Origin of the sequence: Burkholderia sp. IO2 (genome assembly GCF_029522185.1) — a bacterium.
In the GTDB taxonomy this organism is placed as follows: Bacteria; Pseudomonadota; Gammaproteobacteria; order Burkholderiales; family Burkholderiaceae; genus Burkholderia; species Burkholderia cenocepacia.
Genome location: NZ_JAKWFH010000011.1, coordinates 36,318 through 61,965 on the forward strand (window position 1 = coordinate 36,318; position 25,648 = coordinate 61,965).

Annotated in this window: 23 protein-coding genes and 1 tRNA gene; 9 read left to right on the forward strand and 15 right to left on the reverse strand. The window is 68.0% G+C overall.

Features of this window, described 5'->3' with window-relative positions:
• Positions 1 to 28: 28 nt before the first annotated feature.
• Complete coding sequence (locus MMB92_RS09235) at positions 29 to 709, reverse strand: PspA/IM30 family protein (protein ID WP_006487987.1); 681 nt, start codon at positions 707 to 709, stop codon at positions 29 to 31.
• A 443-nt stretch (positions 710 to 1,152) separates the two neighbouring features.
• Between MMB92_RS09235 and MMB92_RS09240 the strand changes: the two genes are divergently transcribed.
• The gene (locus MMB92_RS09240) at positions 1,153 to 3,675 is read left to right on the forward strand and encodes a penicillin-binding protein 1A (protein ID WP_006488026.1); all 2,523 of its coding nucleotides are present in this window, start codon (positions 1,153 to 1,155) and stop codon (positions 3,673 to 3,675) included.
• An 84-nt stretch (positions 3,676 to 3,759) separates the two neighbouring features.
• On the opposite strand, the gene MMB92_RS09245 is transcribed toward MMB92_RS09240, so the two are convergent.
• From MMB92_RS09245 to mfd, 4 genes are all read right to left on the reverse strand, one after another.
• The gene (locus MMB92_RS09245; protein ID WP_006495596.1) at positions 3,760 to 4,194 is read right to left on the reverse strand and encodes a DUF3574 domain-containing protein; all 435 of its coding nucleotides are present in this window, start codon (positions 4,192 to 4,194) and stop codon (positions 3,760 to 3,762) included.
• Positions 4,195 to 4,338: 144 nt separating this feature from the next.
• The gene (locus MMB92_RS09250; protein WP_006495597.1) at positions 4,339 to 5,358 is read right to left on the reverse strand and encodes a threonine/serine dehydratase; all 1,020 of its coding nucleotides are present in this window, start codon (positions 5,356 to 5,358) and stop codon (positions 4,339 to 4,341) included.
• A gap of 60 nt (positions 5,359 to 5,418) precedes the next feature.
• Positions 5,419 to 6,639 carry an acetylornithine deacetylase gene (argE, locus tag MMB92_RS09255; RefSeq protein WP_006495598.1) on the reverse strand — a complete coding sequence of 407 codons (1,221 nt, stop codon included), beginning with the start codon at positions 6,637 to 6,639 and terminating at the stop codon, positions 5,419 to 5,421.
• Between the two features lie 104 nt (positions 6,640 to 6,743).
• Positions 6,744 to 10,214: a transcription-repair coupling factor gene (gene mfd / locus MMB92_RS09260; protein ID WP_034201608.1), complete on the reverse strand. Its 3,471-nt coding sequence runs from the start codon at positions 10,212 to 10,214 to the stop codon at positions 6,744 to 6,746.
• A 107-nt stretch (positions 10,215 to 10,321) separates the two neighbouring features.
• Here mfd and ispD point away from each other — a divergent pair, with 107 nt between their 5' ends.
• Together ispD and ispF are read left to right on the forward strand one after the other, a co-directional pair.
• Positions 10,322 to 11,032 carry a 2-C-methyl-D-erythritol 4-phosphate cytidylyltransferase gene (gene ispD, locus MMB92_RS09265; RefSeq protein WP_034201609.1) on the forward strand — a complete coding sequence of 237 codons (711 nt, stop codon included), beginning with the start codon at positions 10,322 to 10,324 and terminating at the stop codon, positions 11,030 to 11,032.
• Between the two features lie 28 nt (positions 11,033 to 11,060).
• The gene (gene ispF, locus MMB92_RS09270) at positions 11,061 to 11,546 is read left to right on the forward strand and encodes a 2-C-methyl-D-erythritol 2,4-cyclodiphosphate synthase (RefSeq protein ID WP_062910557.1); all 486 of its coding nucleotides are present in this window, start codon (positions 11,061 to 11,063) and stop codon (positions 11,544 to 11,546) included.
• A gap of 125 nt (positions 11,547 to 11,671) precedes the next feature.
• Here ispF and MMB92_RS09275 read toward each other — a convergent pair whose 3' ends face one another.
• The 4 genes from MMB92_RS09275 to ompR form a co-directional block, all read right to left on the reverse strand.
• A complete protein-coding gene (locus MMB92_RS09275) occupies positions 11,672 to 12,199 on the reverse strand; it encodes a carboxymuconolactone decarboxylase family protein (RefSeq protein ID WP_006478562.1) in 528 nt (175 codons plus the stop codon).
• A 76-nt stretch (positions 12,200 to 12,275) separates the two neighbouring features.
• Positions 12,276 to 12,824 (reverse strand): peroxiredoxin, encoded by a 549-nt coding sequence (locus tag MMB92_RS09280; protein WP_006478563.1) that lies wholly within the window; start codon positions 12,822 to 12,824, stop codon positions 12,276 to 12,278.
• A 189-nt stretch (positions 12,825 to 13,013) separates the two neighbouring features.
• The gene (locus tag MMB92_RS09285; RefSeq protein WP_006488007.1) at positions 13,014 to 14,375 is read right to left on the reverse strand and encodes an ATP-binding protein; all 1,362 of its coding nucleotides are present in this window, start codon (positions 14,373 to 14,375) and stop codon (positions 13,014 to 13,016) included.
• A 41-nt stretch (positions 14,376 to 14,416) separates the two neighbouring features.
• Positions 14,417 to 15,142 (reverse strand): two-component system response regulator OmpR, encoded by a 726-nt coding sequence (gene ompR / locus MMB92_RS09290; RefSeq protein WP_004199523.1) that lies wholly within the window; start codon positions 15,140 to 15,142, stop codon positions 14,417 to 14,419.
• 267 nt (positions 15,143 to 15,409) lie between these two features.
• Here ompR and MMB92_RS09295 point away from each other — a divergent pair, with 267 nt between their 5' ends.
• The 3 genes from MMB92_RS09295 (at position 15,410) to MMB92_RS09305 (ending at position 18,613) form a co-directional block, all read left to right on the forward strand.
• A complete protein-coding gene (locus MMB92_RS09295; protein WP_012492681.1) occupies positions 15,410 to 15,688 on the forward strand; it encodes a hypothetical protein in 279 nt (92 codons plus the stop codon).
• 134 nt (positions 15,689 to 15,822) lie between these two features.
• Positions 15,823 to 17,325 (forward strand): DUF1800 domain-containing protein, encoded by a 1,503-nt coding sequence (locus MMB92_RS09300; RefSeq protein WP_062911425.1) that lies wholly within the window; start codon positions 15,823 to 15,825, stop codon positions 17,323 to 17,325.
• A 67-nt stretch (positions 17,326 to 17,392) separates the two neighbouring features.
• The gene (locus tag MMB92_RS09305) at positions 17,393 to 18,613 is read left to right on the forward strand and encodes a DUF1501 domain-containing protein (protein WP_006487989.1); all 1,221 of its coding nucleotides are present in this window, start codon (positions 17,393 to 17,395) and stop codon (positions 18,611 to 18,613) included.
• Positions 18,614 to 18,623: 10 nt separating this feature from the next.
• Here MMB92_RS09305 and hpnD read toward each other — a convergent pair whose 3' ends face one another.
• Complete coding sequence (gene hpnD / locus MMB92_RS09310) at positions 18,624 to 19,457, reverse strand: presqualene diphosphate synthase HpnD (RefSeq protein WP_006488013.1); 834 nt, start codon at positions 19,455 to 19,457, stop codon at positions 18,624 to 18,626.
• Between the two features lie 235 nt (positions 19,458 to 19,692).
• Between hpnD and MMB92_RS09315 the strand changes: the two genes are divergently transcribed.
• Both MMB92_RS09315 and MMB92_RS09320 read left to right on the forward strand, forming a co-directional pair.
• Positions 19,693 to 19,779 (forward strand) — tRNA-Leu (locus MMB92_RS09315).
• Positions 19,780 to 19,970: 191 nt separating this feature from the next.
• Positions 19,971 to 20,264, forward strand: a complete 294-nt coding sequence (locus tag MMB92_RS09320; RefSeq protein WP_006488005.1) for a hypothetical protein — start codon at positions 19,971 to 19,973, stop codon at positions 20,262 to 20,264.
• 107 nt (positions 20,265 to 20,371) lie between these two features.
• On the opposite strand, the gene MMB92_RS09325 is transcribed toward MMB92_RS09320, so the two are convergent.
• From MMB92_RS09325 to MMB92_RS09345, 5 genes are all read right to left on the reverse strand, one after another.
• A complete protein-coding gene (locus tag MMB92_RS09325) occupies positions 20,372 to 20,602 on the reverse strand; it encodes a hypothetical protein (RefSeq protein ID WP_006487995.1) in 231 nt (76 codons plus the stop codon).
• 111 nt (positions 20,603 to 20,713) lie between these two features.
• Positions 20,714 to 21,823 (reverse strand): class II histone deacetylase, encoded by a 1,110-nt coding sequence (locus MMB92_RS09330; protein WP_006488011.1) that lies wholly within the window; start codon positions 21,821 to 21,823, stop codon positions 20,714 to 20,716.
• 14 nt (positions 21,824 to 21,837) lie between these two features.
• Entirely contained in the window at positions 21,838 to 23,046 is a 1,209-nt protein-coding gene (locus tag MMB92_RS09335; RefSeq protein ID WP_006496344.1) for an MFS transporter, read from the reverse strand.
• A gap of 21 nt (positions 23,047 to 23,067) precedes the next feature.
• Complete coding sequence (locus tag MMB92_RS09340; RefSeq protein ID WP_006496345.1) at positions 23,068 to 24,114, reverse strand: porin; 1,047 nt, start codon at positions 24,112 to 24,114, stop codon at positions 23,068 to 23,070.
• A complete protein-coding gene (locus MMB92_RS09345) occupies positions 24,111 to 24,284 on the reverse strand; it encodes a hypothetical protein (RefSeq protein ID WP_006496346.1) in 174 nt (57 codons plus the stop codon). Before MMB92_RS09345 ends, MMB92_RS09340 begins: the two co-directional genes overlap by 4 nt.
• Before the next feature lie 132 nt (positions 24,285 to 24,416).
• Here MMB92_RS09345 and MMB92_RS09350 point away from each other — a divergent pair, with 132 nt between their 5' ends.
• On the forward strand, positions 24,417 to 25,562 hold the full coding sequence (locus MMB92_RS09350) for a helix-turn-helix transcriptional regulator (RefSeq protein ID WP_048989286.1): 1,146 nt from the start codon (positions 24,417 to 24,419) through the stop codon (positions 25,560 to 25,562).
• Positions 25,563 to 25,648: the final 86 nt, after the last annotated feature.

Consider the following 25,648-nt stretch of genomic DNA (forward strand, 5'->3'; position numbering starts at 1 on the left):
GGCGCGGCGCGGTGGCCCGCGATGGCGGTTACTGCGCGGGCGTATCGAGCTGCTTCTTCAGCGCGGCGAGGCGATCTTCCACCGACGGGCCCTTGTTCAGCGCGGCGAGCTTGTCGTCGAGCGCCTTGCCGCTCGACGTGTCGGCCGAGTTGAGGCGCGCGTCCGAGCGCGCGTTCTGCAACGCGACCTTGTCCTCGAGCTTCTGGAAGTCCTCGGACAGGTTCTTGCCGCCGATGCCGCCCAGCGCGCTGGCGGCCACGTCCTTCGCCTGCGCGATTTCCTGCTTGGCCTGCAGGATGTTCGAGCGCGCATTCAGGTCGTTGCGGCGCTGGCGCATGTCGGCGATCTGCCCCTTCAGCTTGTCGACCGACGGCTCGAGCGTCGTCAGTTCGGCCGCGAGCGCATCGCGCTCGGCTTCCGCGTTCGACTGCGCCGCGAGCGCCTCGCGCGCAAGCGCTTCGTCGCCGCCCTGCAGCGCGCGCTTCGCGCCGTCCTCGTACTTCCTGACCTTGTCGTCGGCCGCATCGCGCTTGCTGCGCTGGGTCGCGACCTGTGCCTCGATCTCGATCAGCGAATTCTCGGCACGGCCGATGCTGTCGTCGAGCTCCCGCACGATCTGCCGTGCGTCGCGCGACGGATCCTGTACCGAATCGGCCGCATCGTTCAGCAGGCCTTTGATCGTGCGCGAAATAGAGTCGAAAAGCGACATGAAATCCTCCGTGGTTGAAAGGCGCCGCGTGACCGCGGCAATGCCCGTCGCGAGCCGGTTCCGGCCCGCGTGAGCCGGCGGATATTACACCACCGGTTCACTTAAATACGGCTTAAACGCGCGAGTTCAAGCGGCGCACGCATCAGGACGCCAAACCTTTCGCGACTGAAAGAAAAATGCCCGCGCGCGCCGTATCGCGTGTCCATCATAGGCCGAGGATGCCGACAATACGTTCCGCAAATCACGGCATTGCGGGAATTTTTACAAAAAATCGCGAAGGCCCCCGGGCGATTTCATTAAAATGCGCTGTCACGTCGCGGGAACGGATCGCCGCGCGGTGGGGTCTGTCGACGTGACAGCCGCATCTCGATGCACCCACTCTGATTCATCCGCTTGCATTTCCGCATGCGTCCGAGGGCGCCACGTACGCCCGCCATTCCGACATGCCAATTATCAAACGACCGCCTTCTTCTTCCGACAGGAACGAGCCCCACTACACGCTGCGCCGTTCGCCGTCCGGAGCCTATTACCCCGATGACGACGATCGCGACGACGGCCGCCGCGCGCAGCAGCGCAGCGGCGGTGGCGGAGGGCGCCGCCGTACGTTCGGCTCGCGCGTCGCGCTGTGGTTCGTCGGCTTGTTCGCGACCCTGGCGGTGGTCGGCGCGCTGATCGTCGGCTACGCGCTGGTCGTGATGGCGCCGCAACTGCCGTCGCTCGACGCGCTGACGAACTACCAGCCGAAGGTGCCGCTGCGCGTGTTCACCGCCGACCACGTGCTGATCGGCGAGTTCGGCGAGGAGCGCCGCAGCCTCGTGCGCTTCCAGGATATTCCCGACGTGATGAAGAAGGCCGTGCTCGCGATCGAGGACTACCGCTTCTACGAGCACGGCGGCGTCGATTTCGTCGGCATCCTGCGCGCGGGCGTGGCCGACCTGATGCACGGCGGCGCGCGCCAGGGCGCGAGCACGATCACGATGCAGGTCGCGCGCAACTTCTTCCTGTCGAGCGAGAAGACCTACACGCGCAAGATCTACGAAATGCTGCTCGCGTACAAGATCGAGAAGGCCCTGACGAAGGACCAGATCCTCGAGCTGTACATGAACCAGATCTATCTCGGTCAGCGATCGTACGGTTTCGCGGCCGCGGCGCGCGTGTACTTCGGCAAGGACCTGAAGGACATCACGCTCGCGGAAGCGGCGATGCTCGCGGGGCTGCCGAAGGCGCCGTCCGCGTATAACCCGGTCGTCAATCCGAAGCGCGCGAAGGTGCGTCAGGAATACATCCTGAAGCGCATGCTCGACATCGGCTACATCACGCAGCCGCAGTACGACGAAGCGATCAAGGAAGAGATCCACGTGCGCACGCCGGGCAACCAGTACGCGGTGCACGGCGAGTACGTCGCCGAGATGGTGCGGCAGATGATGTACCAGCAGTACAAGGACGAAACCTATACGCGCGGGCTGACCGTCACGACGACGATCAACTCGGCCGACCAGGAAGCCGCGTACCAGGCCGTGCGTCGCGGCATTCTCGACTACGAGCGCCGCCACGGCTATCGCGGCCCCGAGGCATCGATCAACCTGCCCGCGGCCGGCGACGAACGCGACGAGGCGATCGACGATGCGCTCGCCGATCACCCGGACAACGGCGACCTGCAGTCGGCGGTCGTGCTGTCGGCGTCGCCGAACGCGGTCGAGGTGCAGTTCGTCGGCGGGGCGACCACGACGATCGGCCCGGCCGGGCTGCGTTTCGTCGCGGCCGCGCTGGGCGCCCGTGCGAACAACACGCTGCGCATCAAGCCGGGCTCGGTCGTGCGCGTGCTGAAGGACGGCAAGACGGGCTGGCAGGTCGTGCAGCTGCCGCAGGTCGAAGGCGCGCTCGTCGCGATTGCGCCGCAGGACGGTGCGATCCGCTCGCTCGTCGGCGGCTTCGACTTCAACAAGAGCAAGTTCAACCACGTGACGCAGGCGTGGCGGCAGCCGGGCTCGTCGTTCAAGCCGTTCATCTATTCGGCGTCGCTCGACAAGGGGCTCGGGCCGGCGACGATGATCAACGACGCGCCGCTGTACTTCCCGCCGAGCGTGCCGGGTGGCACCGCATGGGAGCCGAAGGACGACGACCAGCCGGACGGCCCGATGACGATGCGCACCGGCCTGCAGCGTTCGAAGAACCTCGTGTCGATCCGGATCCTCGCGTCGATCGGCACGCAGTATGCGCAGCAGTACGTGACACAGCGCTTCGGCTTCGATCCGGCGAAGACGCCGCCGTACCTGCCGATGGCGCTCGGCGCGGGCCTCGTGACGCCGCTGCAGCTCGCGACCGGCTACGCGGTGTTCGCGAACGGCGGGTACAAGGTCGACCCGTACCTGATCGCCGAAGTCGACGACGCACGCGGCCAGCCGCTGCAGAAGTCGCAGCCGGTGGTCGCGGGCGGCACGGCGCCGCGCACGATCGAAGGCCGCAACGCGTACGTGATGAACAGCCTGCTGCATTCGGTCGCGACGGCCGGCACGGGCGCGGGCACCAACGCGTTGGGCCGCAACGACCTGCAGGGCAAGACGGGTACCACGAACGATGCGAAGGACGGCTGGTTCGCCGGCTACCAGCAGTCGCTCGTCGCGGTCGCGTGGATGGGCTTCGACCAGCCGAAGAGCCTCGGTAGCCGCGAATTCGGTGCGCAGCTCGCGTTGCCGATCTGGGTGAACTACATGCGCACCGCGCTGAACGGCGTGCCCGAGCAGCAGATGCCGATGCCGGACGGCCTGACCACGATCGACGGGGAGCTGTACTACGCCGATCGCACGCCGGGCAACGGCTTCGTCGCGAACGTCGACATCAACCCGGCGGAGAACGCGATCAGCGCGAACGACGCACTGGGTTCGGCCGGCGCGGCCGGGCTGGCGCCGCCGCCCGTCACGCCGCAGGAGAAGCAGCAGATCATGGACATGTTCGAGAACAGGTAAGCGCTACGCCGTGCTTCAGACATGCCGACGGGCGCCTTCGGGCGCCCGTTTTGTCGTGCGCGGCCGGCAGTGGAGCGCGGTGAATCAGAACGACGCGCAGGCCGGCACGATGGCGATGCCGACCGATTGCTGATGGAACCGCTGGACGTATGCCTGCCGGATCGCGGCGAGCCGTGCGCGCGTGTCGGGCGTATCGTCGGCGATGATGCGGATCACGAAGCTGTCTTCGTGCGTGATCCTGTCGGTCGAGCGGTCGTGCCACTGGCCGTGCGTGTCCCAGTAGGTGAGGCCGTCGGGGAAGCGCGGCGTGACCGTGTCGGCGAGGAAGGCCGCGCGTTCGGCATCGGTGACGGGGCCGCGCCCGGCGACGTCGCGCCCGAACAGCAGATCGGCCTGCAGCATGCGGCTTTCACCCGGTTGCGTGCAGGACGCGGATTGCGCGCCGGCGGTGGACGAGGCTGGCGCCGCGCAACCGGCGAGCAGCGCGAGCACCGCCGTGCATGCGGCCAGCCGCCGCATCTGCCCATTTCGTGACGATCGACCTTCGCGCGCGCAAAACGCTGCGCGCTCAACCACTTGCGTGCGGGTCCGGCGGGTTATCAACAGGGCTGTCAACATAATCTGGGGATAACCCTAGGTTGGCCCGCACGCGCCGAGTCGCGGTCAGTGCTGCAGTTGCGCGTGCGCGAGATGCATGCCGAGTGTGGCGGGGTCGGTATTCGTGCCCGACAGCAGCACGCCGACGCGCTTGCCCTGCAGCGTTTCGCGCAGCGGGCCGAGCAGCGCGGCGAGCGCGGCCGCGCAGGCCGGCTCGACCGACAGTTTCAGGTGCGAGAACAGGAACAGCATCGCGGCGCGCAGCGCGTCGTCGGAGACGGTGACGATGCGGTCGAGGTGGCGCCGGCACAGCTGGTAGCTGTATTCCTCGGTATGCGGCGCCATCAGCGAATCGGCGATCGTCTGCATCGCGCTCATCTTGATCGTGTGATTGGCCGCGAAGCTGCGGCTCATCGCGTCGGCGCCGTCCGGCTCGACGCCGTACACGTGCACGTGCGGATTCGCGAGCCGCAGCGCGGTCGCCATGCCGGCCGCGAGCCCGCCGCCGCCGATCGGCACGATCACCGCGTCGAGGTCGGGCGTCTGCGTCGCCCATTCGTAGCCGAGCGTCGCGGTGCCGAGGATCGTGTGATAGCCGTTGAACGGATGAATGAAGAAGCGGCCTTCCTCGGCCTCGATGCGCCGCACGAGGTCGAATGCCTGCGATGCGCTGCCCGCCAGCACGACTTCCGCGCGGTACTGCTTGCACTGCGCGATGCGCGTCGGGCTCGCGGTATGGAACATCACGACCTTCGCGCTGCTGCCGAGCCGCATCGCCGCATACGCGACGGCCGCCGCATGATTGCCGGCCGACACGCAGGTGACGCCGGCGTTCTTGCGGGCTTCGTCGAGCGCGAGCAGGTGCGTGAACGCGCCGCGCGCCTTGAAGCTGCCGCTCGCCTGCAGCAGCTCGAACTTGAAGTTGACGTGCGTGCCTTCGAGGGAGGGCAGGTCGGCGCGCTCGAACACGGGCGTGCGCGCGACCCACGGCGACAACGCGAAATGCTGCGCGGCGATTTCGTCGAGCGTCGGAATCGGCTCGCCGTCGATCGTCGTATGGGCAGTGCCCTGTTGTTCAGTCGACATGACGTGGCGGGTGGCGGAGTGGGCCGACCCGCACACGCGGGCCGGCGTGGCGGGAGGCAGTCAGTGCGCGTCGACCGACATGCTGCGGATGAACTTGCGCAGGAACTGCTCGCAGCCGGCGAGCTGCGCGAGCTCGACATATTCGTTCGGCTTGTGCGCCTGCTCGATGTTGCCGGGCCCGCACACGACGCTCGGGATGCCCGCACGGGCGAACAGGCCGGCCTCGGTGCCGTACGCGACCTTGCGCTTGTCCTGGTCGGCCGTCAGCGCGCGTACGAGCTGCGTGATCGCGGCCTGTTCGGTCGCGTCGAGGCCGGGCGCCGCGGCGATCTTCGAGAACTCGATCGCGGCGTTCGGATGCTCGCGCAGCATCTGCGGCAGCAGCGTTTCCTGCGCATACGCTTCGATGCGCGTGAAGATCTGCTCGGGATCGAGGGTCGGCAGGTTGCGGAATTCGAAGTCGAAGCGGCACTCGGCCGGCACCGTGTTGATCGCGTTGCCGCCCTGGATCGTGCTCGTCTGCGCGGTGGTGAACGGCACGTCGTACAGTTCGTCGAACGGGCCTTCGGCGCGAAAGCGCTCGGCGATGTCGCGGATGTGGCAGATGAGGCGCGCCGCGTACTCGATCGCGTTGAGCCCCTTCGGTGTCAGCGACGAATGCGCGGCGTGGCCGCGTACGCAGCAGCGGTACGCGTTGATGCCCTTGTGCGCGATGATCGGCCGCATGCTGGTCGGTTCGCCGACGATGCAGCCCGACGGTTGCACGCCGCGCTTCACGAGATCGGCGATCATCAACGGCGCGCCCGCGCAGCCGATTTCCTCGTCGTAGGACAGCGCGAAATGGATCGGCTTCGCGAGCTTCGTCGCCTGCATCTCGGGCAGCAGCGCGAGCGCCGCGCCGATGAAACCCTTCATGTCGCAGGTGCCGCGGCCGTACAGGCGGCCGTCGCGGATTTCCGGCGCGAACGGGTTGCTGTCCCACTGCTGGCCGTCGACCGGCACGACGTCGGTGTGGCCCGACAGCACGATGCCGCCGTTCGTCGAGCCGTCGTGCGCGGGCACGGTGGCGAACAGGTTCGCCCAACCGTCGCGCGGATCGTGCGTGATCGTCGACACGATGCCCTTCGCGGCGAGCGCGTCGCGCACCGTTTCGATCAGGCCGAGGTTCGGCACGCGGCTCGTCGTGTCCATCGACACGAGTTGCTTGACCCAGGGCAGGCTGACGAGCGATGCGTCGCCTTCGGTTGCGGCGGACGGCGCCGGCGCGTCGAGAGTGGACATGGCAAAACTCCGTCTGATGAATGGGAAATCATACTCAAAAACGCGCCCGCCCGCCTTCGTCGGGCGCGATGCGGTGCAGCAACGTCGCGCCCGTCAGGATTGCATCAGCGGGCCGCGACGGCCGCCCCCTGTTTCGGGCCGAGCGCGCGCAGCGTTTCCTTGATCGTCGACACGCGGATCGCGAGATCGGGCGAGCGCGTCTCGATGCGCAGCTTGTCCTGGCCCGCGAGCTTGATGTGGCGATGCTTCTGCACCATCTCGATGATCCGCATCGGGTCGATCGGCGGATTCGGCTCGAACTGCAGCCCGATCGCGACCTCGCTCGCATCGATCTTCACGATGCCGAGCGGCTTCGCGGCGATCCGCAGCCGGTGCGTCTCGACGAGCGCGTGCGCCTGCGGCGGCAGCTTGCCGAAGCGGTCGATCAGCTCTTCCTGGATGCCGTCGATCGCGTCGCCGTGCTCGCAGTTCGCGAGCCGCTTGTACAGCGACAGCCGCTCCTGCACGTCCGCGCAGTAGTCGGCCGGCAGGATCGCGGGCGCATGCAGGTTGATTTCGGTCGTCGCGGCGAGCGGGGCGGTGAGGTCGGGCTCCTTGCCGTTCTTCAGCGCCTTCACCGCGTCGTTCAGCATGTCCGTATAGAGCTGGAAGCCGATCTCGTGGATTTCGCCCGACTGCTTGTCGCCGAGCACTTCGCCGGTGCCGCGGATCTCGAGGTCGTGCATCGCGAGATAGAAGCCCGAGCCGAGTTCCTCCATCTGCTGGATCGCTTCCAGGCGGCGCTGCGCCTGCTTGGTCAGCGACTGCGGATCGTGGACCAGCAGGTACGCGTAGGCCTGGTGGTGCGAGCGGCCGACGCGGCCGCGCAGCTGGTGAAGCTGCGCGAGGCCGAACTTGTCCGCGCGGTGCATGATGATCGTGTTCGCGCTCGGCACGTCGATGCCGGTCTCGATGATGGTCGTGCACAGCAGCACGTTCGCGCGCTGCGCGACGAAATCGCGCATCACGCGTTCGAGCTCGCGCTCGTGCATCTGGCCGTGCGCGATCACGATGCGCGCCTCGGGCACGAGCGCCTCGAGCATCGCCTTGCGGTTCTCGATCGTCTCGACTTCGTTGTGCAGGAAGTACACCTGGCCGCCGCGCTTGAGCTCGCGCAGCATCGCCTCGCGGATCACGCTTTCCTCCTCGCGGCGCACGAAGGTCTTGATCGCGAGCCGCTTCTGCGGTGCGGTCGCGATCACCGAGAAATCGCGCAGCCCTTCGAGCGCCATCCCGAGCGTACGCGGGATCGGCGTCGCGGTGAGCGTCAGCACGTCGACTTCCGCGCGCAGCGCCTTCAGCGCTTCCTTCTGGCGCACGCCGAAGCGGTGTTCCTCGTCGATGATCACGAGGCCGAGACGCTTGAACTGCACGTCCGACGACAGCAGCTTGTGCGTGCCGATCACGATGTCGACGCTGCCTTCGTTGATCTGCGCGATCGCCGCATTCACTTCCTTCGCGGTCTTGAAGCGCGACAGCTCGACGATGCGCACCGGCCAGTCCGCGAAGCGGTCGGCGAAGGTCTGCGTGTGCTGCTCGGCGAGCAGCGTGGTCGGCGACAGCAGCGCGACCTGCTTGCCGCCCAGCACCGCGATGAACGCCGCGCGCAGCGCGACCTCGGTCTTGCCGAAGCCGACGTCGCCGCACACGAGGCGGTCCATCGGCTTGCCGCTCGTCATGTCGCCGATCACGGCCGCGATCGCCGCGGCCTGGTCGGGCGTTTCCTCGAAGCCGAAGCTTTCCGCGAATTTCACGTAGTCGCGCGGGTCGAGCGAGAACGCGTGGCCTTCGCGGGCCGCGCGGCGCGCGTACAGGTTCAGCAGTTCGGCGGCCGTATCGCGGATCTGCTGGGCGGCCTTGCGCTTCGCGCGCTCCCACTGGCCGGAGCCGAGCGCGTGCAGCGGCGCGCTGTCGGGATCGGCGCCGCTGTAGCGCGAGATCACGTGCAGTTGCGCGACCGGCACGTAGAGCTTGCTGTCGCCCGAGTATTCGAGATGCAGGAATTCGGTTTCGCCTTCGCCGAGATCCATCGACACGAGGCCCATGTAGCGGCCGATGCCGTGCTGCGCGTGGACGACCGGGTCGCCGACCTTCAGCTCGGACAGGTCGCGCACCATCGCGTCGACGTTGCTTGCCTGCTCCTGCCGACGACGGCCCGCGCGGCGGCCGAGCGCGCCGTACAGCTCGGTCTCAGTGACGACCGCATAGCCTTCGCCCGGCACCGCGAAGCCGTTCGCGAGTGGCGCGACGCCGAGCGCGAAGCGTTCGTCGCTTGCAAGCCAGCTCGCGAAGTCGTCGTTCGACGCGGGGCGCAGGTGGTGTTCGGCCAGCAGTTGCAGGATCGTCTCGCGGCGGCCGGCCGATTCGACCGTCAGCAGCACACGCTTGCCCGACGATTCGACGAACGTGCGCAGCGACGCGAGCGGATCGTCCGCATGGCGGTCGACGGTGAGCTCGGGCAGGGCGGTCGCCCAGCCGCCGGCCGGCTGCGCGGGCAGCACGACGCGCGCGAACGGCTTCGCGAACGCGAAGAAATCCTCGTCGGACAGGAACAGGCGCTGCGGCTCGAGGATCGGCCGCTCGCGATCGTGCGCGAGGAACGCGTGACGCTGCTTCGTGTCGGCCGTGAAGCGGCGGATCGACGCCTCGAGGTCGCCGGTGAACACGAGGTGCGCGTCCTGCGGCAGGTAGTGGAACAGCGTGGCCGTCTCGTCGAAGAACAGCGGCAGGTAATACTCGATGCCGGCCGACGGCACGCCGTTGCCGATGTCCTTGTAGATCGGCGCGCGGCTCGGGTCGCCTTCGAAGGTTTCGCGCCAGCGGCTGCGAAACGCCGTGCGCGCGGCTTCGTCGAACGGAAACTCGCGGCCGGGCAGCAGCCGCACGTCGCGCACCGGGTAGAGGCTGCGCTGCGTATCGGGATCGAACGCGCGGATCGAATCGACCTGGTCGTCGAACAGGTCGATCCGGTACGGCAGCGGCGAACCCATCGGGTACAGGTCGATCAGCGAGCCGCGCACGCAGTATTCGCCGGGCCGCACGACCTGGCTCACGTGCTCGTAGCCGGCCAGCGTGAGTTGCGCCTTCAGCTTCGCCTCGTCGAGCCGCTCGCCCTGCGCGAACGCGAACGTGTACGCGGCCATGAACGACGCGGGCGGCATCCGGTACAGCGCGGTGGTCGCGGGCACGAGCAGGATGTCGCAGCGGCCCTCGCCGAGGTCGTGCAGCGTCGCGAGCCGCTCGGACACCAGGTCCTGGTGCGGCGAGAAGGTGTCGTACGGCAGCGTTTCCCAGTCGGGCAGCAGGCGCACGCGCGCATCGGGCGAAAAGTAGCGGATTTCCTGCGACAGCCGCTGTGCATCGACCGCGTTCGCGCAGATCACCGCGAGGAGCGGCACGTCCTGGCGGTTGTCGGCGAGATAACGGGCGATGGCGAGCGCGTCGGCGGAGCCGTGCGCGCCGTCGAAGGCGAAACGCTGGCCGGGCTTGACGCGGGCAACGGGTGAAGCGGACGGGGTGGAAGCGTTATCTGGCATAGGGACGACAGGGGTGGCGTGCACGGGCGCAGCGCGGTGCGCCGGTCGAGACGAAAGACCTATTATAAAATCCGCTTCTCGATTTCACCTTTCCGGCGTTTCCCTTCGTGACTCCCCGACTTTTCGCCCTGATTCCCTGCGCCGGCACGGGCAGCCGTTCCGGTTCGGCCGTGCCGAAGCAATACCGGACGCTGGCCGGCCGCGCGCTGCTGCACTACACGCTCGCCGCGTTCGACGCGTGCAGCGAATTCGCGCAGACGCTCGTCGTGCTCGCGCCCGACGATTCCCATTTCGACGCCCGCCGTTTCGCTGGCCTGCGTTTCGCGGTGCGCCGCTGCGGCGGCGGCTCGCGGCAGGCGTCGGTGCTGAACGGGTTGCTGGAGCTGGCCGAATTCGGCGCGACCGACCACGACTGGGTGCTGGTGCACGACGCCGCGCGCCCGGGCATCACGCCGGAGTTGATCCGCACGCTCGTCGCGACGCTGAAGGACGACCCGGTCGGCGGCATCGTCGCGCTGCCGGTGGCCGACACGCTCAAGCGCGTGCCGGCCGGCGGCGACGCGATCGCGCGCACGGAATCGCGCGACGCGCTGTGGCAGGCGCAGACGCCGCAGATGTTCCGCATCGGCATGTTGCGCGAGGCGATCCTGCGCGCGCAGCGCGAAGGGCACGACCTGACCGACGAAGCGAGCGCGATCGAATGGGCCGGCCATACGCCGCGCGTCGTGCAGGGCAGCCTGCGCAACTTCAAGGTCACGTACCCGGAAGATTTCGCGCTCGCGGAGGCGATCCTCGCGCGTCCCGCGAACGCTTCCTGACTTTCACCCCATCTCAATCGGAACACGCATGGATTTCAGAATCGGACAAGGCTACGACGTGCACCAGCTCGTCGAAGGGCGCCCTCTCATCATCGGCGGCGTGACGATTCCGTACGAGCGCGGCCTGCTCGGCCACTCGGACGCGGACGTGCTGCTGCATGCGATCACCGACGCGCTGTTCGGCGCGGCGGCGCTCGGCGACATCGGCCGCCATTTCTCCGACACGGACGCGGCGTTCAAGGGTGCGGACAGCCGCGTGCTGCTGCGCGCGTCCGCGGAGCGCGTCAAGGCGGCCGGTTTCACGATCCAGAACGTCGACAGCACCGTGATCGCGCAGGCGCCGAAGCTCGCGCCGCATATCGACGGGATGCGCGCGAACATCGCGGCGGATCTCGGGTTGCCGCTCGAGCGCGTGAACGTGAAGGCGAAGACCAACGAGAAGCTCGGCTATCTCGGCCGCGGCGAGGGGATCGAGGCGCAGGCCGCCGCGCTGCTGGTGAAGCAGGGCGGCTGACGTCCGGCCGTTGCGGCGTACGGTTCGTGCCGCGCGCCGCGCCGCCGGAATGAAAAATGCCACGCGAATGCGTGGCATTTTCGTTTGCAGCCGCCGCGCGGCTCATGGCCGCGCGGCCGGCTCGCTCATTCGCCTTCGGCGGCGATCACCTGCGCGGCGGCGTTGATCACCGACGCGATGCGGCCCACGTCGCGCAGTTGCGTGACGGTCATCCCTTGCTCGTTCTTCAGCAGCGCATAGTGCGACTTCACGCAGAAGTGGCACTTGCCGACGATCGATGCGGCCAGCGCGTACATCTCGAACTTGCGCTTGTCGACGCCGCCGTGCGTCGCGTACGCGCCCATCCGCAATTCGGCGCGCTGCGTCTTCAGGTCGGCGTCGTCGGCCATCTCGACATACGGATACCAGGTGTTGTTCATCCCCATCAGCGCGGCCGCCGTCAGCACGGCGTTCGTCTCTTCGGGCGACAGGACGCCGGCTTCGCGAATCGTCTTGACGAGCACCGTGCTCTTCGCCGCGATGGCCGCCGCCAGCGCCACGCCGACCGCGTCCGTGCCTTCGAGCGACGAGCGCGAGATCGTGCCGTCGAGGTTCAGGCGAATGTCCTTCGCGTAGTCGGGGATACGTGCCTTAATCGAGTCGATGAATTCCATTGATATCTCCTATGGGTTGGCCGTTAAAAAAGCCCGCAGGCAGAACGCGCGCCGCGGGCTTCGTGCATTGCTGCGCTTACAGCGTTGCGCCGCCGACTGCGCGGTTGCACGGGCAGAGTTCGTCCGTTTGCAGGCCGTCCAGAATGCGCAGGACTTCTTCCGGGCTGCGGCCGACGTTCAGGTTGTTCACCGAAACGTGCTGGATCGTGTTGTCCGGGTCGACGATGAACGTTGCACGCAGGGCCACGCCGGCTTCCTTGTCGCGCACGCCGAGCTGGTCGATCAGTTCGCCCTTGACGTCGCCGAACGAGTAGTGGTTCAGCTTGTCCAGGTCCTTGTGCTCACGGCGCCATGCGAGCTTGACGAATTCGTTGTCCGAGCTGCCGCCGAGCAGGACGGCGTCGCGCTCTTCGAACTGCTTCGTGAGCTTCGCGAATTCGACGATTTCCGTCGGGCACACGAACGTGAAATCCTTCGGATAGAAGTAGATGATCTTCCACTTGCCCGGGAACGACGCTTCGGTGACGGTCTCGAACGCCGACTGGCCGTTTTCCTCGTGATTGTTGAAGCCCGGCTTCGCGGCTACGACGGTGAAAGCTTCGAGTTTATCGCCCACGGTTTTCATGCGGATACTCCTGTGTGAGTTGGGAAGAAGACTGAGTCAAGCTACCTCGGTGCTGCAACGATGATGTGACAGCATGGGTAAAACTATAACACTATTGGCAAGACGCTTCAATAGATTTTGACTAACTACTCTCATAGCTTTTGTCAACCGCCTCGATAGTGTGACGCGCAAGATGCGTGCGTGCGCGTGTCACGCGGTCGCACGCGCCTTGCCGGCGCCGGGGAATTCGAGCGTGACTTCGAGGCCGGCTTCCGGCTGGCGATTGCGCAGGCGCAGCGCGCCGCGGTAGCGGCCGACGAGCCGCAGCACGATCGCCATCCCGAGGCCCGTGCCGTCGGCCTTGGTGCGCGCGGTGTCGACGCGGTAGAACGGCCGCATCACGAGCGGCAGCTGATCCTCGGGGATGCCGGGGCCTTCGTCGCTCACCGACAGCTCGACGCGCGCATGCGACACGCGCGTCTCGAGCGTGATGCGCGAGATGCCGTCCTGCTTGCTCTGGCCGTACTTGCGCGCGTTCTCGACGAGGTTGCCGATCACGCGGCGCATGTCGGTCTCGTCGGCTTCGATGATCGCGCTCGGCGCGAGCCGCGTGCGGATCTCGACGCCGTCCTCGCCCGACACGCGCGCGGCGACTTCGTGCGCGATCGACGACAGGTCGACGGGTTCCGGCTTGCGCTGCGACGGGCGCGCGTAGTCGATGAAGGCCGCGATGATGCGGTCCATCTGTTCGATGTCGTCGACCATCGCGTCCTTGGTCGCCTGGTCGGACGGGCTCATCTCGGTTTCGAGCCGCAACCGCGCGAGCGGCGTGCGCAGGTCGTGCGAAATGCCCGCGAGCATCAGCGCGCGATCGGCTTCGAGCTGTTCGAGGTCGCGCACCATCTGGTTGAAGCTGCGGTTGGTCTCGGCCGCGACGCCCATCCCGCGCTCGGGCAGCGGCTCGGGCGCCTGGCCCGACCCGACCTGGCGCGCGGCGAGCGCGAGCCGCGAGAACGGCCGGTTCACGAGGCTCGTGATGAACGCGGAGCCGAACAGCGACAGCGCGAGCGCGAACAGCCCCCAGCCGGCCCACTGCAGCCCCGTGACGTTGTCGAGCTGGTCGCGGTCGAGCGCGACCCAGTAATCGTCGTCGTCGATCTTGAAGCTGATCCACACGCCGGGAATGTCGTTGACCGACTGCGCGATCACGGTATCGTCGCCGAGGCGGCTGCGGATGTCGTGTTCGATCAGGCGGTTCAGCGATTCGTCGGGCTGCAGCTTGAATTTGTCGGTTTTCTCGCGCGGGTACACGCGCACGCCCTCGTTGCTCTCGAGATCCTGCAGCAGCGCGCGCCGCAAATCGGGATCGGAATAGAGCAGGGCGGTGCGCGTGAGCTTCACGACCGCGACGAGCTGGAGCGCGACGCGCTGCGCACGCGGCTCGCGCTCGATCACGCGAAAGCTCTGGAACCACGCGGCGAGACTGACCGAGATCAGCAGCGCGATCAGCAGGAAGGTGCGCCAGAACAGCCCGCCGAACGCGAGCTGCAGAAGGCGCCGGTCGATACGCATGGGACGGGCCGTGGACGGGGCGAAACCGGAAAGGAAAAAGCTCAGGCGGCGCCGTCCGGGATGAACACGTAGCCGAGGCCCCAGACCGTCTGGATGAAGCGCGGGCTGCCCGGATCGGGTTCGATCAGCTTGCGCAGGCGCGAGATCTGCACGTCGAGGCTGCGGTCGAACACTTCGTATTCACGGCCGCGTGCGAGTTCCATCAGCTTTTCACGCGACAGCGGCTGGCGCGGATGACGCGCGAATACTTTCAGCACTGAGAATTCGCCGGTGGTCAGCGGAATTTCCTGGCCGGACTTCGTCAGCGTGCGCGTGGCGAGATTCAGCGAGAATTCGCCGAACTCGAACACCTCGGTGGTTTCGGACGGGGCGCCCGGCAGTTCGGCCGGCGCCTGGCGACGCAGCACCGCATGAATGCGCGCGACCAGCTCGCGCGGGTTGAACGGCTTCGGCAGGTAATCGTCGGCGCCCATCTCGAGGCCGACGATGCGATCGACGTCCTCGCCCTTCGCGGTGAGCATGATGATCGGCGTGCGGTCGTTGCTGCCGCGCAGCCGGCGGCAGATCGACAGGCCGTCTTCGCCGGGCAGCATCAGGTCGAGCACGAGCAGGTCGAAACGCTCGCGTACCCAGAGCTTGTTCATCGCGGTCGCGTTTTCCGCGACATAGACGTTGAAACCCTGTTCGCCGAGGTAACGGCGCAGCAGATCGCGCAGGCGAGGGTCGTCGTCGACGACGAGAATCTTGGAGGGGTTTTTCGTTTCCATGATCGGCATCTTATCGCGAATGGGAATTGACGCACGGCCGCGTATTTTCGTGCGTTACAGTCGGTTACAAAATTTACCCGTAGTGTCGCGCCGAGTAAAGGCAGGCTATAGAGATTCCTTTACTCGAAGCCGAAATTCGGTAGATACTCCCCTGCACTCCATCTTTCATCTTTGCACACCCGAATTCCGCAGGGTTTTTCAAGTACCAGAGGTAGCCGGTTGCCGCGTGACGAAGGGAACAAATCGACCAAAGAAGCGAGGACGGTCATGCGATCTGCCCGGATTGCACTGATGCTGACGATCGCGCTTGCCGGTCCATATGCGTCGAACTTCGCGTATGCGCAGCGCCCCGAGCAGGGCGCATCGTCGCGCAAGCTGCCGCGCGGCAAAGCGCCGCAGTCCGATCGTGCCGCCGATATGACGGTCCGTTCCGCCGTGCCTCCCGATCTCGAACAGCGCCGCCGCGACGGGCACATGACGCCCGAAGAGCGGCACCTGTTGCGCCAGCACATCGAAGACGCCGTTCGCGAGCTGTACAAGCGCTGACGCGTGTCGTCGTTCGTCTTGCGCGGAAATCTCCGCGCGGAAAAAATTCGTAGCACTTTTGCCGTCAACTTTCAGGCGCCGAATGCCGTTGTACGGGCATCCGCACCGCCGGTGCGTTCCGGGAGTCCATGACGATGAAAGCGAACGCTGCCGCACCGGCGCCGTCGCCTGCGATGCAGGCGACGCTCGATGCCGACGACGCGCTGTTTTTCCTCAGTCGCACCGGTTTTTCTCCCGCGCCCGCCGAGGTCGCGCGCATCGTCGGCATGACGCGCGCGCAGGTCGTGGCCGATACGCTCGGCAATGCGCGACACGAACCCGTCACGACGTGGCCCGACTGGCTCGGCGAGTTGCCGCCGACGCGCGCGCAGCGCCAGGCGCTGACGCCCGACATGCGGCGCGACGAGCAGCGCGAGCGCAATCGCCGCTACGATGCGTTGCGCGCGGCGTGGGTCCACGAGATGGTCGCGACGCCGTCGCCGCTCACCGAGCGCATGACGCTGTTCTGGCACGGGCATTTCACGTCCGGGCAGGACAAGGTGCCGTACCCGCAGACGATGGCCGCGCAGAACGCGCTGTTTCGCCGCGAGGCGCTCGGCAACTTCGGCACGCTGCTGCACGCGGTCGCGAAGGATCCGGCGATGCTCCAGTATCTCGACGGCGCGAGCAATCGCAAGGGGCGGCCGAACGAGAATTTCGCGCGCGAGGTGATGGAGCTGTTCACGCTCGGCGAAGGGCACTACACGCAATCCGACGTGACCGAAGCCGCGCGCGCGATGACCGGCTGGACGGTCGATCCCGACACGTTGCGCTTCACGGTGCGGCCCGAGTGGCACGATACCGGCGACAAGACGATCCTCGGCGAAACCGGGCCGTTCGACGGCGACGGCTTTCTCGACATCCTGCTGAAGCGGCCGGGCACCGCGCGCTTCATCGCCGGCAAGCTGTGGCGCGAGTTCGTGTCCGATACGCCGGAACCGGACGCACTCGATGCGGTGGCCGAGCGGTTTCGCGCGAGCGGCTACGACATTCGCGCCGCGCTCGCCGCGCTGTGGTCGACCGACGCGTTCTGGGATCCGCGCAACCGCGGCGTGCTCGTGAAGTCGCCGGCGGAATTCGTCGTCGGGTCGGTGCGGCTGTTCGACGTCGCGTACGGCGATCCGCAGCTGCTCGCGAACACCGTGCGCACGCTCGGGCAGAACCTGTTCTATCCGCCGAACGTGAAAGGCTGGCCGGGCGGCGCGCTGTGGATCAACAGCACCACGCTGCTGTCGCGCAAGCAGTTCGTCGAGCAGTTGTTCCGCGCGACCGAAACGGTCGGCATGCGGCCGCCGGCTCGCGCGATCGCGCCGCCGCCGAACGCGCGGGCGCATGCGATGCCGGCGGCCGATGCGGCGTCCGCCGCCGGCCTGCGGGACACGGCCGCGAAGCCGGCGCGCGGCGGCCTGCGCTTCGACCTCGAGCGCTGGCTGGCCCAGTATCGTGCGCGGCCGCAGGCGATCGCGGGATTGTCGACCGAGCTGCAGTTGCAGCATGCGGTGCTGCAACTCTCGCCGGTCGCGGCGATCGATACGGATTCGACCGGCAGCGCGTATCTCGAGGCGCTGCTGATGGATCCCGCCTATCAACTGAAATGATGCGAACGACGACGAAGCGGGCAGCCGCCGCGGCAAAGGTGCCCGGCGGCGAACCAAAGGATGTGCGATGAACCGACGTGATTTTCTGACGCTGACCGGCGCTGCGGCGGCGGCCGGCGTGTCGATGTGGCAAGCCCCCGCGATGGCGGCCACCGTGCCGCAGGCCGGGCGAAAGCCGGCGGCCGGGTATGCGAACGTGCTGGTCCTCGTCGAGCTGAAGGGCGGCAACGACGGCCTCAACACGGTGGTGCCGTATGCCGATCCGCTGTACTACCAGTTCCGGCGCAGCATCGGCATCAAGCGCGACCAGGTGCTGCAGCTCGACGCGCAGACGGGGCTGCACCCGTCGCTCGCGCCGTTGATGCCGCTGTGGCGCGACGGGCAGGTCGCGGTCGTGCAGGGCGTCGGCTATCCGCAGCCGAACCTGTCGCATTTCCGCTCGATCGAGATCTGGGACACCGCATCGCGCTCGGATCAGTACCTGCACGAAGGCTGGCTCACGCGCACCTTCGCGCAGGCGCCGGTCCCGCCCGGTTTCGCGGCGGACGGCGTCGTGCTCGGCAGCGCCGAGATGGGGCCGCTGTCGAACGGCGCGCGCGCGATCGCACTCGTCAATCCCGCGCAGTTCATCCGGGCGGCCCGGCTCGCCGAGCCGTCGTCGCTGCGCGAGCAGAACCCGGCGCTCGCGCACATCATCGACGTCGAGAACGACATCGTGAAGGCGGCCGACCGGCTGCGCCCGCGCGGCGGGATGCGCGAATTCAGGACGGCCTTTCCGGCCGGCGCGTTCGGCACGTCGGTCAAGACCGCGATGCAAGTGCTGGCCGCGTGCGAAGCGTCCGGGCCCGGCGCGCAGGATGGGGTCGCGGTGCTCCGCCTGACGCTCAACGGCTTCGACACGCACCAGAACCAGCCAGGGCAGCAGGCCGCGCTGCTCAAGCAGTTCGCGCAAGGGATGAGCGCGATGCGCGCGGCGTTGGTCGAACTCGGGCGCTGGAACGAGACGCTCGTGATGACGTATGCGGAATTCGGGCGGCGCGTGCGCGAGAACCAGAGCAACGGCACCGATCACGGCACGGCCGCGCCGCATTTCGTGATGGGCGGCCGCGTGGCGGGCGGCCTGTACGGTGCGCCGCCGGCGCTCGGGCGGCTCGACGGCAACGGCAACCTGCCGGTCGCGGTCGATTTCCGCCAGCTTTATGCGACCGTGCTTGGGCCGTGGTGGGGGCTCGATGCGACGCGCGTGCTGCAGCAGCGTTTCGACACGCTGCCGTTGCTGAAGGCGTGATGCGCGCGGCTCAGCGGCGGCGCGCGGCGCGCCACGCGATCCACAGCTTGCGGATCGGCGTCAGCGCAATGCGCTGGTGCAGCACCTGGTAGCCGTCGCGCGCGATTTCGTCGAGCAGCGCGCCGGCCAGCGCGATCTGCGCGCGCAGCGTGCGCTGTGCACGGCGTTCGGCGGCGGGAATCGCCGCACCGGCCGCCGCGAGCGCGTCGCGCGCGCGGGTCGTCTGGAATTGCAGCAATTCGGTGAAGGCCGGGCTATAGCGACGGTTCAGCAGATCGGCGGCGGTCACGTTGTAGCGCTGCAGTTCGTCGATCGGCAGATAGATGCGGCCGTGGCGTGCGTCGTTGCCGAGTTCCTGCACGAATTGCGCGAGCATCAGCGCGCGGCCGACGTCCTCGGCCCACGGCTGCGGGTCGGTCGGGTCCGCCGAGCTGGCGCGCGCAACCAGCGACGCGAAGGTGCCGCCGACCTGCGCGATATAGCGCTGCAGGTTCGCGAAGTCGAGGTAGCGTGCCTGTTCGAGGTCCATCCCGTAACCGTTGACGAGCGTGCGCAGCGCATCGGCCTCGGCGGCGATCGCCGGGTGATGCTGTGCGAGCGCCTTCGTGACCGGGTGCGACGGTTGCCCGTCGGCGAGTGCCGCGAGTTCCTTGTGCCACCACGCGAGTTTCGTGTGTCCGACGGTCGGATCGCTGGTTTCCTTGACGGTTTCCTCGAGTTCGCGGCGCAGCGCGAACAGCGCGGTCAGGCGCGGCTGCGTGGCGAGCGGCGCCTGGCGCAGCGCGTAGTAGACGCTGGAGCCTGCGGGGGCGGCCTTTTGCTGACAGTAGTCGTCGAAGTTCACGGGCGAAATCGTGTGGGGCGGGTTCGGGGGACGCGCGGCGGCGCGCTGCCGAAACGTCGAGCGCGGCATTCTAGCACCGCGGCACGACGGGTGCCGGCAGGGCGAGACAAGGCCGCACGGATCGGGTAGAATCTCGCGCTCGCCTGATCGGGCGTGCCGGTTTTCGGGCCGGCGTGAAGTCCCGGGCGCGTGGAGCACGCATCTTGCGTCCCGCGCGGTCAGGCGACGGAAATGCGCGTGAGTGGCGAAATTGGTAGACGCACCAGGTTTAGGTCCTGACGCCCGCAAGGGTGTGCCGGTTCGAGTCCGGCCTCACGCACCAGAAGTCGAACGAGCCCCCGTCAGGGTCTCGTTCGCGAAAAAGCGCTGCCGGTCGGCTGACCGCAGCGCTTTTTTATCGTCCATTGATACCGGTTTCCTCGCCAGGCGTCCGCATTCGCCCGAAAAAACGGCCGCGTGTAATATCGTGCTCACTTTTCATACAAGAAGCACCACGACACCGAGGGGTCGCCGATGAAACGCACCGTCCGCATTCCGATTTCCGTTCTGGCGCTGATGTTCGCCGCGCCGGCCTTCGCCAATACGCCCGCCGACAATGTCGTCTGGAGCGCCAAACCGGTGAAGACGGTCGCATCGTCGTCGGCGTGCACGGCGTACTCGGGACGGGCGATGTCGAGTGGCGAGCCGCTGTCGACGGAGGGTGTGCTCAAAGCGCTCGGCACGTCGCTGGCCGGCGCCGCGCTGGGCGCCGTCGCCGGCGGATATCAGGGCGCAGTCCCCAATCCGTGCCAGCGTCCGGGCCTGTGACCTGCGTGCAGTCGAATCGCCGGGCGCAGCGCTTCAACTGACATGCCCGGCTCGACAAACCTCCCCGCGCGTCGCACGACCGCTGCGCTTCGTCGTTTCCGGCGCGCCTATTCCCAGAAGCTGCGGATCGCGACGGCCACGATCACCGGTACCGAGAACACCAGCGGAATCGCGAAATACTGCGCTTCGCGATCGACGACCCAGCTATAGATCACCCACGCCGCACCGATCGCGAACGTGATGAGGCCGACCGTCACGGCGGCGATGTTCAGGGCCAGCTTCGACGGCTGGCGGCGCGTTTTGGCGTTGTCGTTGTTATCGCGCGGGGACGATTTCATCGGAAGAGTGTGGCCTCGGGCCGGAACAGGGGTAAAGCCACAGGAAACCCCATCCGCACGGATCGCGCAAGGGCCGGCGCGGGCCGGCCCCGTCACGCCCGTTCCCGCGCGTTACAACCCGAACGACGCGGCCAGTTCGTCGAGCAGTTCGCGCTGGAACGCGACGAACCGCTCGCCCGGCTGCTGCGCGATCGCCAGGTCGAGCATCGGATCGGCGACCTCGGTGCGCACGCCTGCCAGTTCCTCGACGATCGCGAGCCCGCAGAACGGCACGTACGCCTCCGAATAACCGCCTTCGTGAACGATCACGAGCCGCCCGCCGCAATGGCGCTGCGCGGCTTCCTTCACCGCGCGCGTCATGAACCGGTAGCTGTCGGTATGCAGCTGCATGCGCGCGAGCGGATCGACCGCGCTCGCGTCGAGGCCGCTCGCGATGACGATCAGCTCGGGGCGGAAGCGCGCGAGCGCCGGCAGCACGATCCGCTCGAACGCATACCGGTACGCGTCGTCGCCGCTGCCGGCGAGCAGCGGCACGTTCAGGTTCGCGCCGATGCCCGCGCCTTCGCCGCGATCGTCCGCGCCGCTGTAGCCGGGCGGGAAACAGCGGTCCTGGTGCAGCGAGATCGTCAGCGTATCCGGATCGTCGTAGTAGATCGACTGCGTGCCGTTGCCGTGATGCACGTCCCAGTCGATCACCGCGACACGCTCGATGCCGTGCTTCGCGCGTGCGGCCTCGATCGCGATCGGGATGTTCGCCAGCATGCAAAAGCCCATCGGGCGGTCGCGCAGGCAGTGATGGCCGGGCGGCCGCGACAGCGAGAACGCATTCGCCGCGCGCTCGCCGACCACCGCATCGACCGCCGCGATCGCGAGGCCGGCCGACAGCGCGGCGATCTCGTAGCTGCCCTTGCCGAATGGCGCGAGATCGCCGAGGTCGCCGCCGTTCGCGTCGCTGAGGGCGCGGAACGCGTCGAGATAGTGCGCCGGATGAATGCGCAGCAGGTCGGCCGTCGTCGCGGGCGCGGCGCCGCGCAGGTCGAGCTGCGCGGCGAGGCCCGACGCCTGTACGAGCGACAGGAAGCGGCGCTTCGAATCGGGCGATTCCGCGTAGCCGGCGCTCGACGGCGGCTGGACCCAGCCGCCGACCGGGAAGAACAGCGCGTGCGTGCCGCCGGTATGCCAGAAAGTGCGTTCGTCGGTGAAAAAGGCAGTGCGATTCATGGAGGCGTGACCTGTCACGGTTGGGAGGAAACGGAAGGGCGTGCGCGGCGATCGATGTGGCGCAGCGCGGCGAACGACACGATCGCGACGGCCGTCGCGGCCACGAACAGCGTGCGCATCGTGCCGCCGGCGTCGAGCATCAGGCCGGCCAGCAGCGGGCCGGCGGCGAGACCCGCGCCGATCACGAAATTGAGCGTCGCGACGAGGCGGCCCGACGTGTCGATCTGCGCGACCGTCGCGAGAATGAACGGCAGCACGAAGGTCCATGCAAACTTGAACGCGAAGATCGCCGCGCTGTAGCCACCGGTATGACGCATCGCGGCGAGTGCGACGAGCGACGCCGCGAGCAGTGCGTAGCCGGCCGCCAGCATCGCGCGGCGCGCAAGCCGGCCGCCCGCGCACGAGGCAAGCGCCGCGCCGGCGATCCCCATCACGCTCGCGATCGCGAGCACGTTGCCGGTCGACTGCGGATCGAGCCCGGCCTCGGCCGCCGCGCGGCTCGCGAACGTCCATACGCTGCCGATCGCGAGATAGAACGTCAGCACCGCGCCGATGGCGAGCACGACGAAGTGTCGCGGCGTTTGCGGCGCGTCGCCGCGTGCGCTGGTCGCAGCCGCGGCTCGCGTGCCGAGCGACGGCGAAAAGCCGCGCGACAGCGGCGCCGCGAGCAGCGCGAGCCCGGCGAGCGCGACGTACAGCGCACGCAGCCCGAACGCGGCGAACACGTGCGGCAACACGAACAGGCCGATCGCGCCCGCGATCAGCTGGCCGACGACCCACAGGCCGTACACGCGGTCGCTGTTGCTGCTCGTCGCGGCGCTCGTCATGCAGAGCACCATCAGCGAACCGCCGCCGAGCGCGGTGACGGCGCGCAGCGCGAGCAGCACGGCAAAGCCCGGCATCCACAGCGCGGTCAGCAGGTTGCCCGCGCCGAACAGCGCGATGGCGAGCGCCGCGATGTGGCGCGCGTCGACACGGCCGAGCCACAGGTACGACGGCACGGTCGCGAGGCTGAACGCGCCGAGTTCGACGAAGAAGTAGGTGCCGATCTGCGACGCGGACAAGCCGAGCTGCGTCGCGAGCTGACCGGCGACGGCGGGCGCCACGAGCAGCAACAACGGTGTGATGGCCGCGAACACGACGAGCGCGACGAGCGTCGAGCGCGCGAACGGCGACGCGTGGCCGTCGGGCGAGAGGGCGGCATCCGGGGACAAGGTCTTCATGGCGGGGTCTCGTGGAGGGAATCAGAACAGGTGGTACATGCCGACCATCGCGCCGAACTGCGACGCGCCGGCAAGCGGTGTCGGGTCGTATTCGTAGACGGTCTGCGAGCTCTGGCCGCTGTTGCGCGCATAGCCGAGGTTCACGTACGCGACGGTGCGTTTCGACAGCGCGTAGGTGGTGCTCGCGATGAACAGCGTCGGGTGGCCGATCGCCGGCGTGCGCGAATCGGTGTGGTACACGCCCGCGTTCAGGCCGATCCCGTTCGACGCCAGGTAGCGCGCGCCGCCCCAGACGATCGTGCGCGCCGCGTCGAGGTCGCCGGTCAGGCGTTCGACGCCGGCATAGACGGTGAGCGGCAGCGTGGCGAACGCATAACGCGCGGCGAGCGTGCCGAGTTCGCGACGCCGCGCGGACGCGTCGTCGGCTGCCGATACCTCGCCGTGCGCCTGGTGCAGCACCGCGCTGACCGACAGGCCATTGCTCGTGTACTGCCCGCCGAGCTCGAGCACGCGTCCGGCGCGCGTATTGCCGGCGACGCCGGAGGTCGCGGCGAGCGCTTCGACGTCGAAGCCGGCGAACGTCGGCGACTGGTATTTGACCGAGTGATCGATGAAGTTCGCGTACATCGGCACGAGCACGCCCTGGCCGCTGTACGACCCGTACCAGAGCGGGTCGTAGAACAGCGTCTTGTCGAACAGCACGCTGAACTGGCGGCCGAGCGTGACGGTGCCGACCGGCCCCGCGAGGCCCACGTATGCGCCGCGGAAGAACGCGTAGCCGGGCACGGTCGCGGTGCCGTCGTTGAGGTTGAGGCCCTGTTCGAGCTTGAACAGCGCGCGCCAGCCGCCGCCGAGATCCTCGTGGCCCTTGATCCCGACCTGCGAAGGCAGGATGCCGTAGTTCTGCAACCGCACGGCCGAACGATGCCCGTCGGCGTGCGTCAGGTATTGCACGCCGGCGTCGAGCGCGCCGTACAGCGTGAGGGCGGACTGCGCGTGCGCGGCGGCGTTGCAGGCGGCCAGCGTCGCGGCGGCCGCGGCCGTGCGGATGAAGCGGGGTGTCGTCACGTGGGGTTCTCCATACCGTGCTGCATCGGTTTGTCGTTGGTGTTGTCGCGACGCAGTGTCCGCAGCGGGAAAACAGTCGAACAGTCGTCCAGATGAACGGTGCGGAAAACCCGCGGTGCACGGCATGTGCGCCGCGCGATGCCGTCGCGCGCCGTGCTGCGCAGCAGCAACGGGCGGCGCACCGTTCAAATGGATGGGGCTGGCGCGCGTTCCGGCGCCGTGGCCCGCCAAAAAAGCCGCTGGCTATAATCGGCCGGTGTCGTTGCGCACATCAGCAGCCCGACCGGGCAGGGGAGCGGAAGGTGAGGATCACGACGGATATCGGGCAGGATCTCGACGCGCTGCGCGACGTGCCGGCCGCCATCGTCCTCGACGAGTTCGCGTGGCCGCCGCTGCCGTCCCGGCGCGCCGACTTCGACGGCGTCACGCGCGGCGACGCAGCGCAGCGCGAACTCGGGCTGATGCTGCTCGACCTGTACGCGGTGGCCGCGCAGTCCGGCATCGGCGAATTCGAATGCCGGTTCTTTTCGCTGCTGCAGGCGCTCATGCCGTTCGATGCGGCGTGGACGGGCGTCGCGACCCATGTGCCGACCGGCCCGGTGATGCACAACAGCTTTTTGTACCGGTTGCCGCATGCGTTCTTCACCGACTGGAAGCGCGTGCGCGATTGCGACCCGCTGGCGCACCGCACGTTGCATGGCGCGCACGGCCGCGCGGTGCGGCTGACGGTCGTCGAGCCGGGGCTCGATGCGCGGTTTCGCGACTGGTGCGTGAAGTACGGGCTCGCGCAGCTGATGTGCGTGTGTACGCTCGATCGCCGCTTCGGCCTGACGACGTTCATGTCGATCTACCGCCAGGGCCTGAACCGGCCGTTCAGCGACGACGACGCGCGACGTTTCGAGGAAGTGATCCCGCATCTGGCCGCCGCGCTGACGATCAATCGCGCGGCTCAACTCACGCGCGAGCGCGCCGACACGGTCGCGCCGGCAGCGCGGGCGCTGTGCGACAACTTCGGGGTGCTGCACCATGCCGATCACGGTTTCGACGACGTGCTGCGCACCGAATGGCCGTCGTGGGCCGGCGCGCGCGTGCCGGAGCCGCTCGTCGCACACCTGCGGCGCCAGTCGGGCCAGCCGTTCGTCGGCGACGCGCTGCGCATCCAGTGCGTGCCGGTCGCGGGGCTGTTCCAGATCGAGGCGCGGCCGCGCTCGCTGCTCGACCGGCTGAGCCCGCGCGAACTCGCGGCGATCCGCTATTACGGCGCCGGGCGTTCGCACAAGGAGGTCGCGCAGCAGATGGCGATCTCGCCGACGACCGTGCGTCACTACCTGCGTTGCGCGTACCGCAAGCTCGGCATGCACGACAAGAGCCAGATCGCCGGCGTGCTGGGCGCGACGGGCGGCGCGACCGACGACGAGGCGGTGGAAGCCGGCGGCGTGCCGCGCTGAGGCGAACGCACGCGTGGGCCGCGCGGTGCGCGGTACGCTGCCCGAATGGTTGTGCCCGCAACCATTGAGCGTTATGCTCGTCAGCT

Excerpts from the sequence above, each read along its gene's own strand:
- MMB92_RS09235 (WP_006487987.1), bottom strand. The coding sequence starts at position 709 with ATGTCGCTTTTCGACTCTATTTCGCGCACGATCAAAGGCCTGCTGAAC.
- MMB92_RS09240 (WP_006488026.1), top strand. The coding sequence starts at position 1,153 with ATGCCAATTATCAAACGACCGCCTTCTTCTTCCGACAGGAACGAGCCC.
- MMB92_RS09245 (WP_006495596.1), bottom strand. The coding sequence starts at position 4,194 with ATGCGGCGGCTGGCCGCATGCACGGCGGTGCTCGCGCTGCTCGCCGGT.
- MMB92_RS09250 (WP_006495597.1), bottom strand. The coding sequence starts at position 5,358 with ATGTCGACTGAACAACAGGGCACTGCCCATACGACGATCGACGGCGAG.
- argE (WP_006495598.1), bottom strand. The coding sequence starts at position 6,639 with ATGTCCACTCTCGACGCGCCGGCGCCGTCCGCCGCAACCGAAGGCGAC.
- mfd (WP_034201608.1), bottom strand. The coding sequence starts at position 10,214 with ATGCCAGATAACGCTTCCACCCCGTCCGCTTCACCCGTTGCCCGCGTC.
- ispF (WP_062910557.1), top strand. The coding sequence starts at position 11,061 with ATGGATTTCAGAATCGGACAAGGCTACGACGTGCACCAGCTCGTCGAA.
- MMB92_RS09275 (WP_006478562.1), bottom strand. The coding sequence starts at position 12,199 with ATGGAATTCATCGACTCGATTAAGGCACGTATCCCCGACTACGCGAAG.
- MMB92_RS09280 (WP_006478563.1), bottom strand. The coding sequence starts at position 12,824 with ATGAAAACCGTGGGCGATAAACTCGAAGCTTTCACCGTCGTAGCCGCG.
- MMB92_RS09285 (WP_006488007.1), bottom strand. The coding sequence starts at position 14,375 with ATGCGTATCGACCGGCGCCTTCTGCAGCTCGCGTTCGGCGGGCTGTTC.
- ompR (WP_004199523.1), bottom strand. The coding sequence starts at position 15,142 with ATGGAAACGAAAAACCCCTCCAAGATTCTCGTCGTCGACGACGACCCT.
- MMB92_RS09295 (WP_012492681.1), top strand. The coding sequence starts at position 15,410 with ATGCGATCTGCCCGGATTGCACTGATGCTGACGATCGCGCTTGCCGGT.
- MMB92_RS09300 (WP_062911425.1), top strand. The coding sequence starts at position 15,823 with ATGAAAGCGAACGCTGCCGCACCGGCGCCGTCGCCTGCGATGCAGGCG.
- MMB92_RS09305 (WP_006487989.1), top strand. The coding sequence starts at position 17,393 with ATGAACCGACGTGATTTTCTGACGCTGACCGGCGCTGCGGCGGCGGCC.
- MMB92_RS09320 (WP_006488005.1), top strand. The coding sequence starts at position 19,971 with ATGAAACGCACCGTCCGCATTCCGATTTCCGTTCTGGCGCTGATGTTC.
- MMB92_RS09325 (WP_006487995.1), bottom strand. The coding sequence starts at position 20,602 with ATGAAATCGTCCCCGCGCGATAACAACGACAACGCCAAAACGCGCCGC.
- MMB92_RS09330 (WP_006488011.1), bottom strand. The coding sequence starts at position 21,823 with ATGAATCGCACTGCCTTTTTCACCGACGAACGCACTTTCTGGCATACC.
- MMB92_RS09335 (WP_006496344.1), bottom strand. The coding sequence starts at position 23,046 with ATGAAGACCTTGTCCCCGGATGCCGCCCTCTCGCCCGACGGCCACGCG.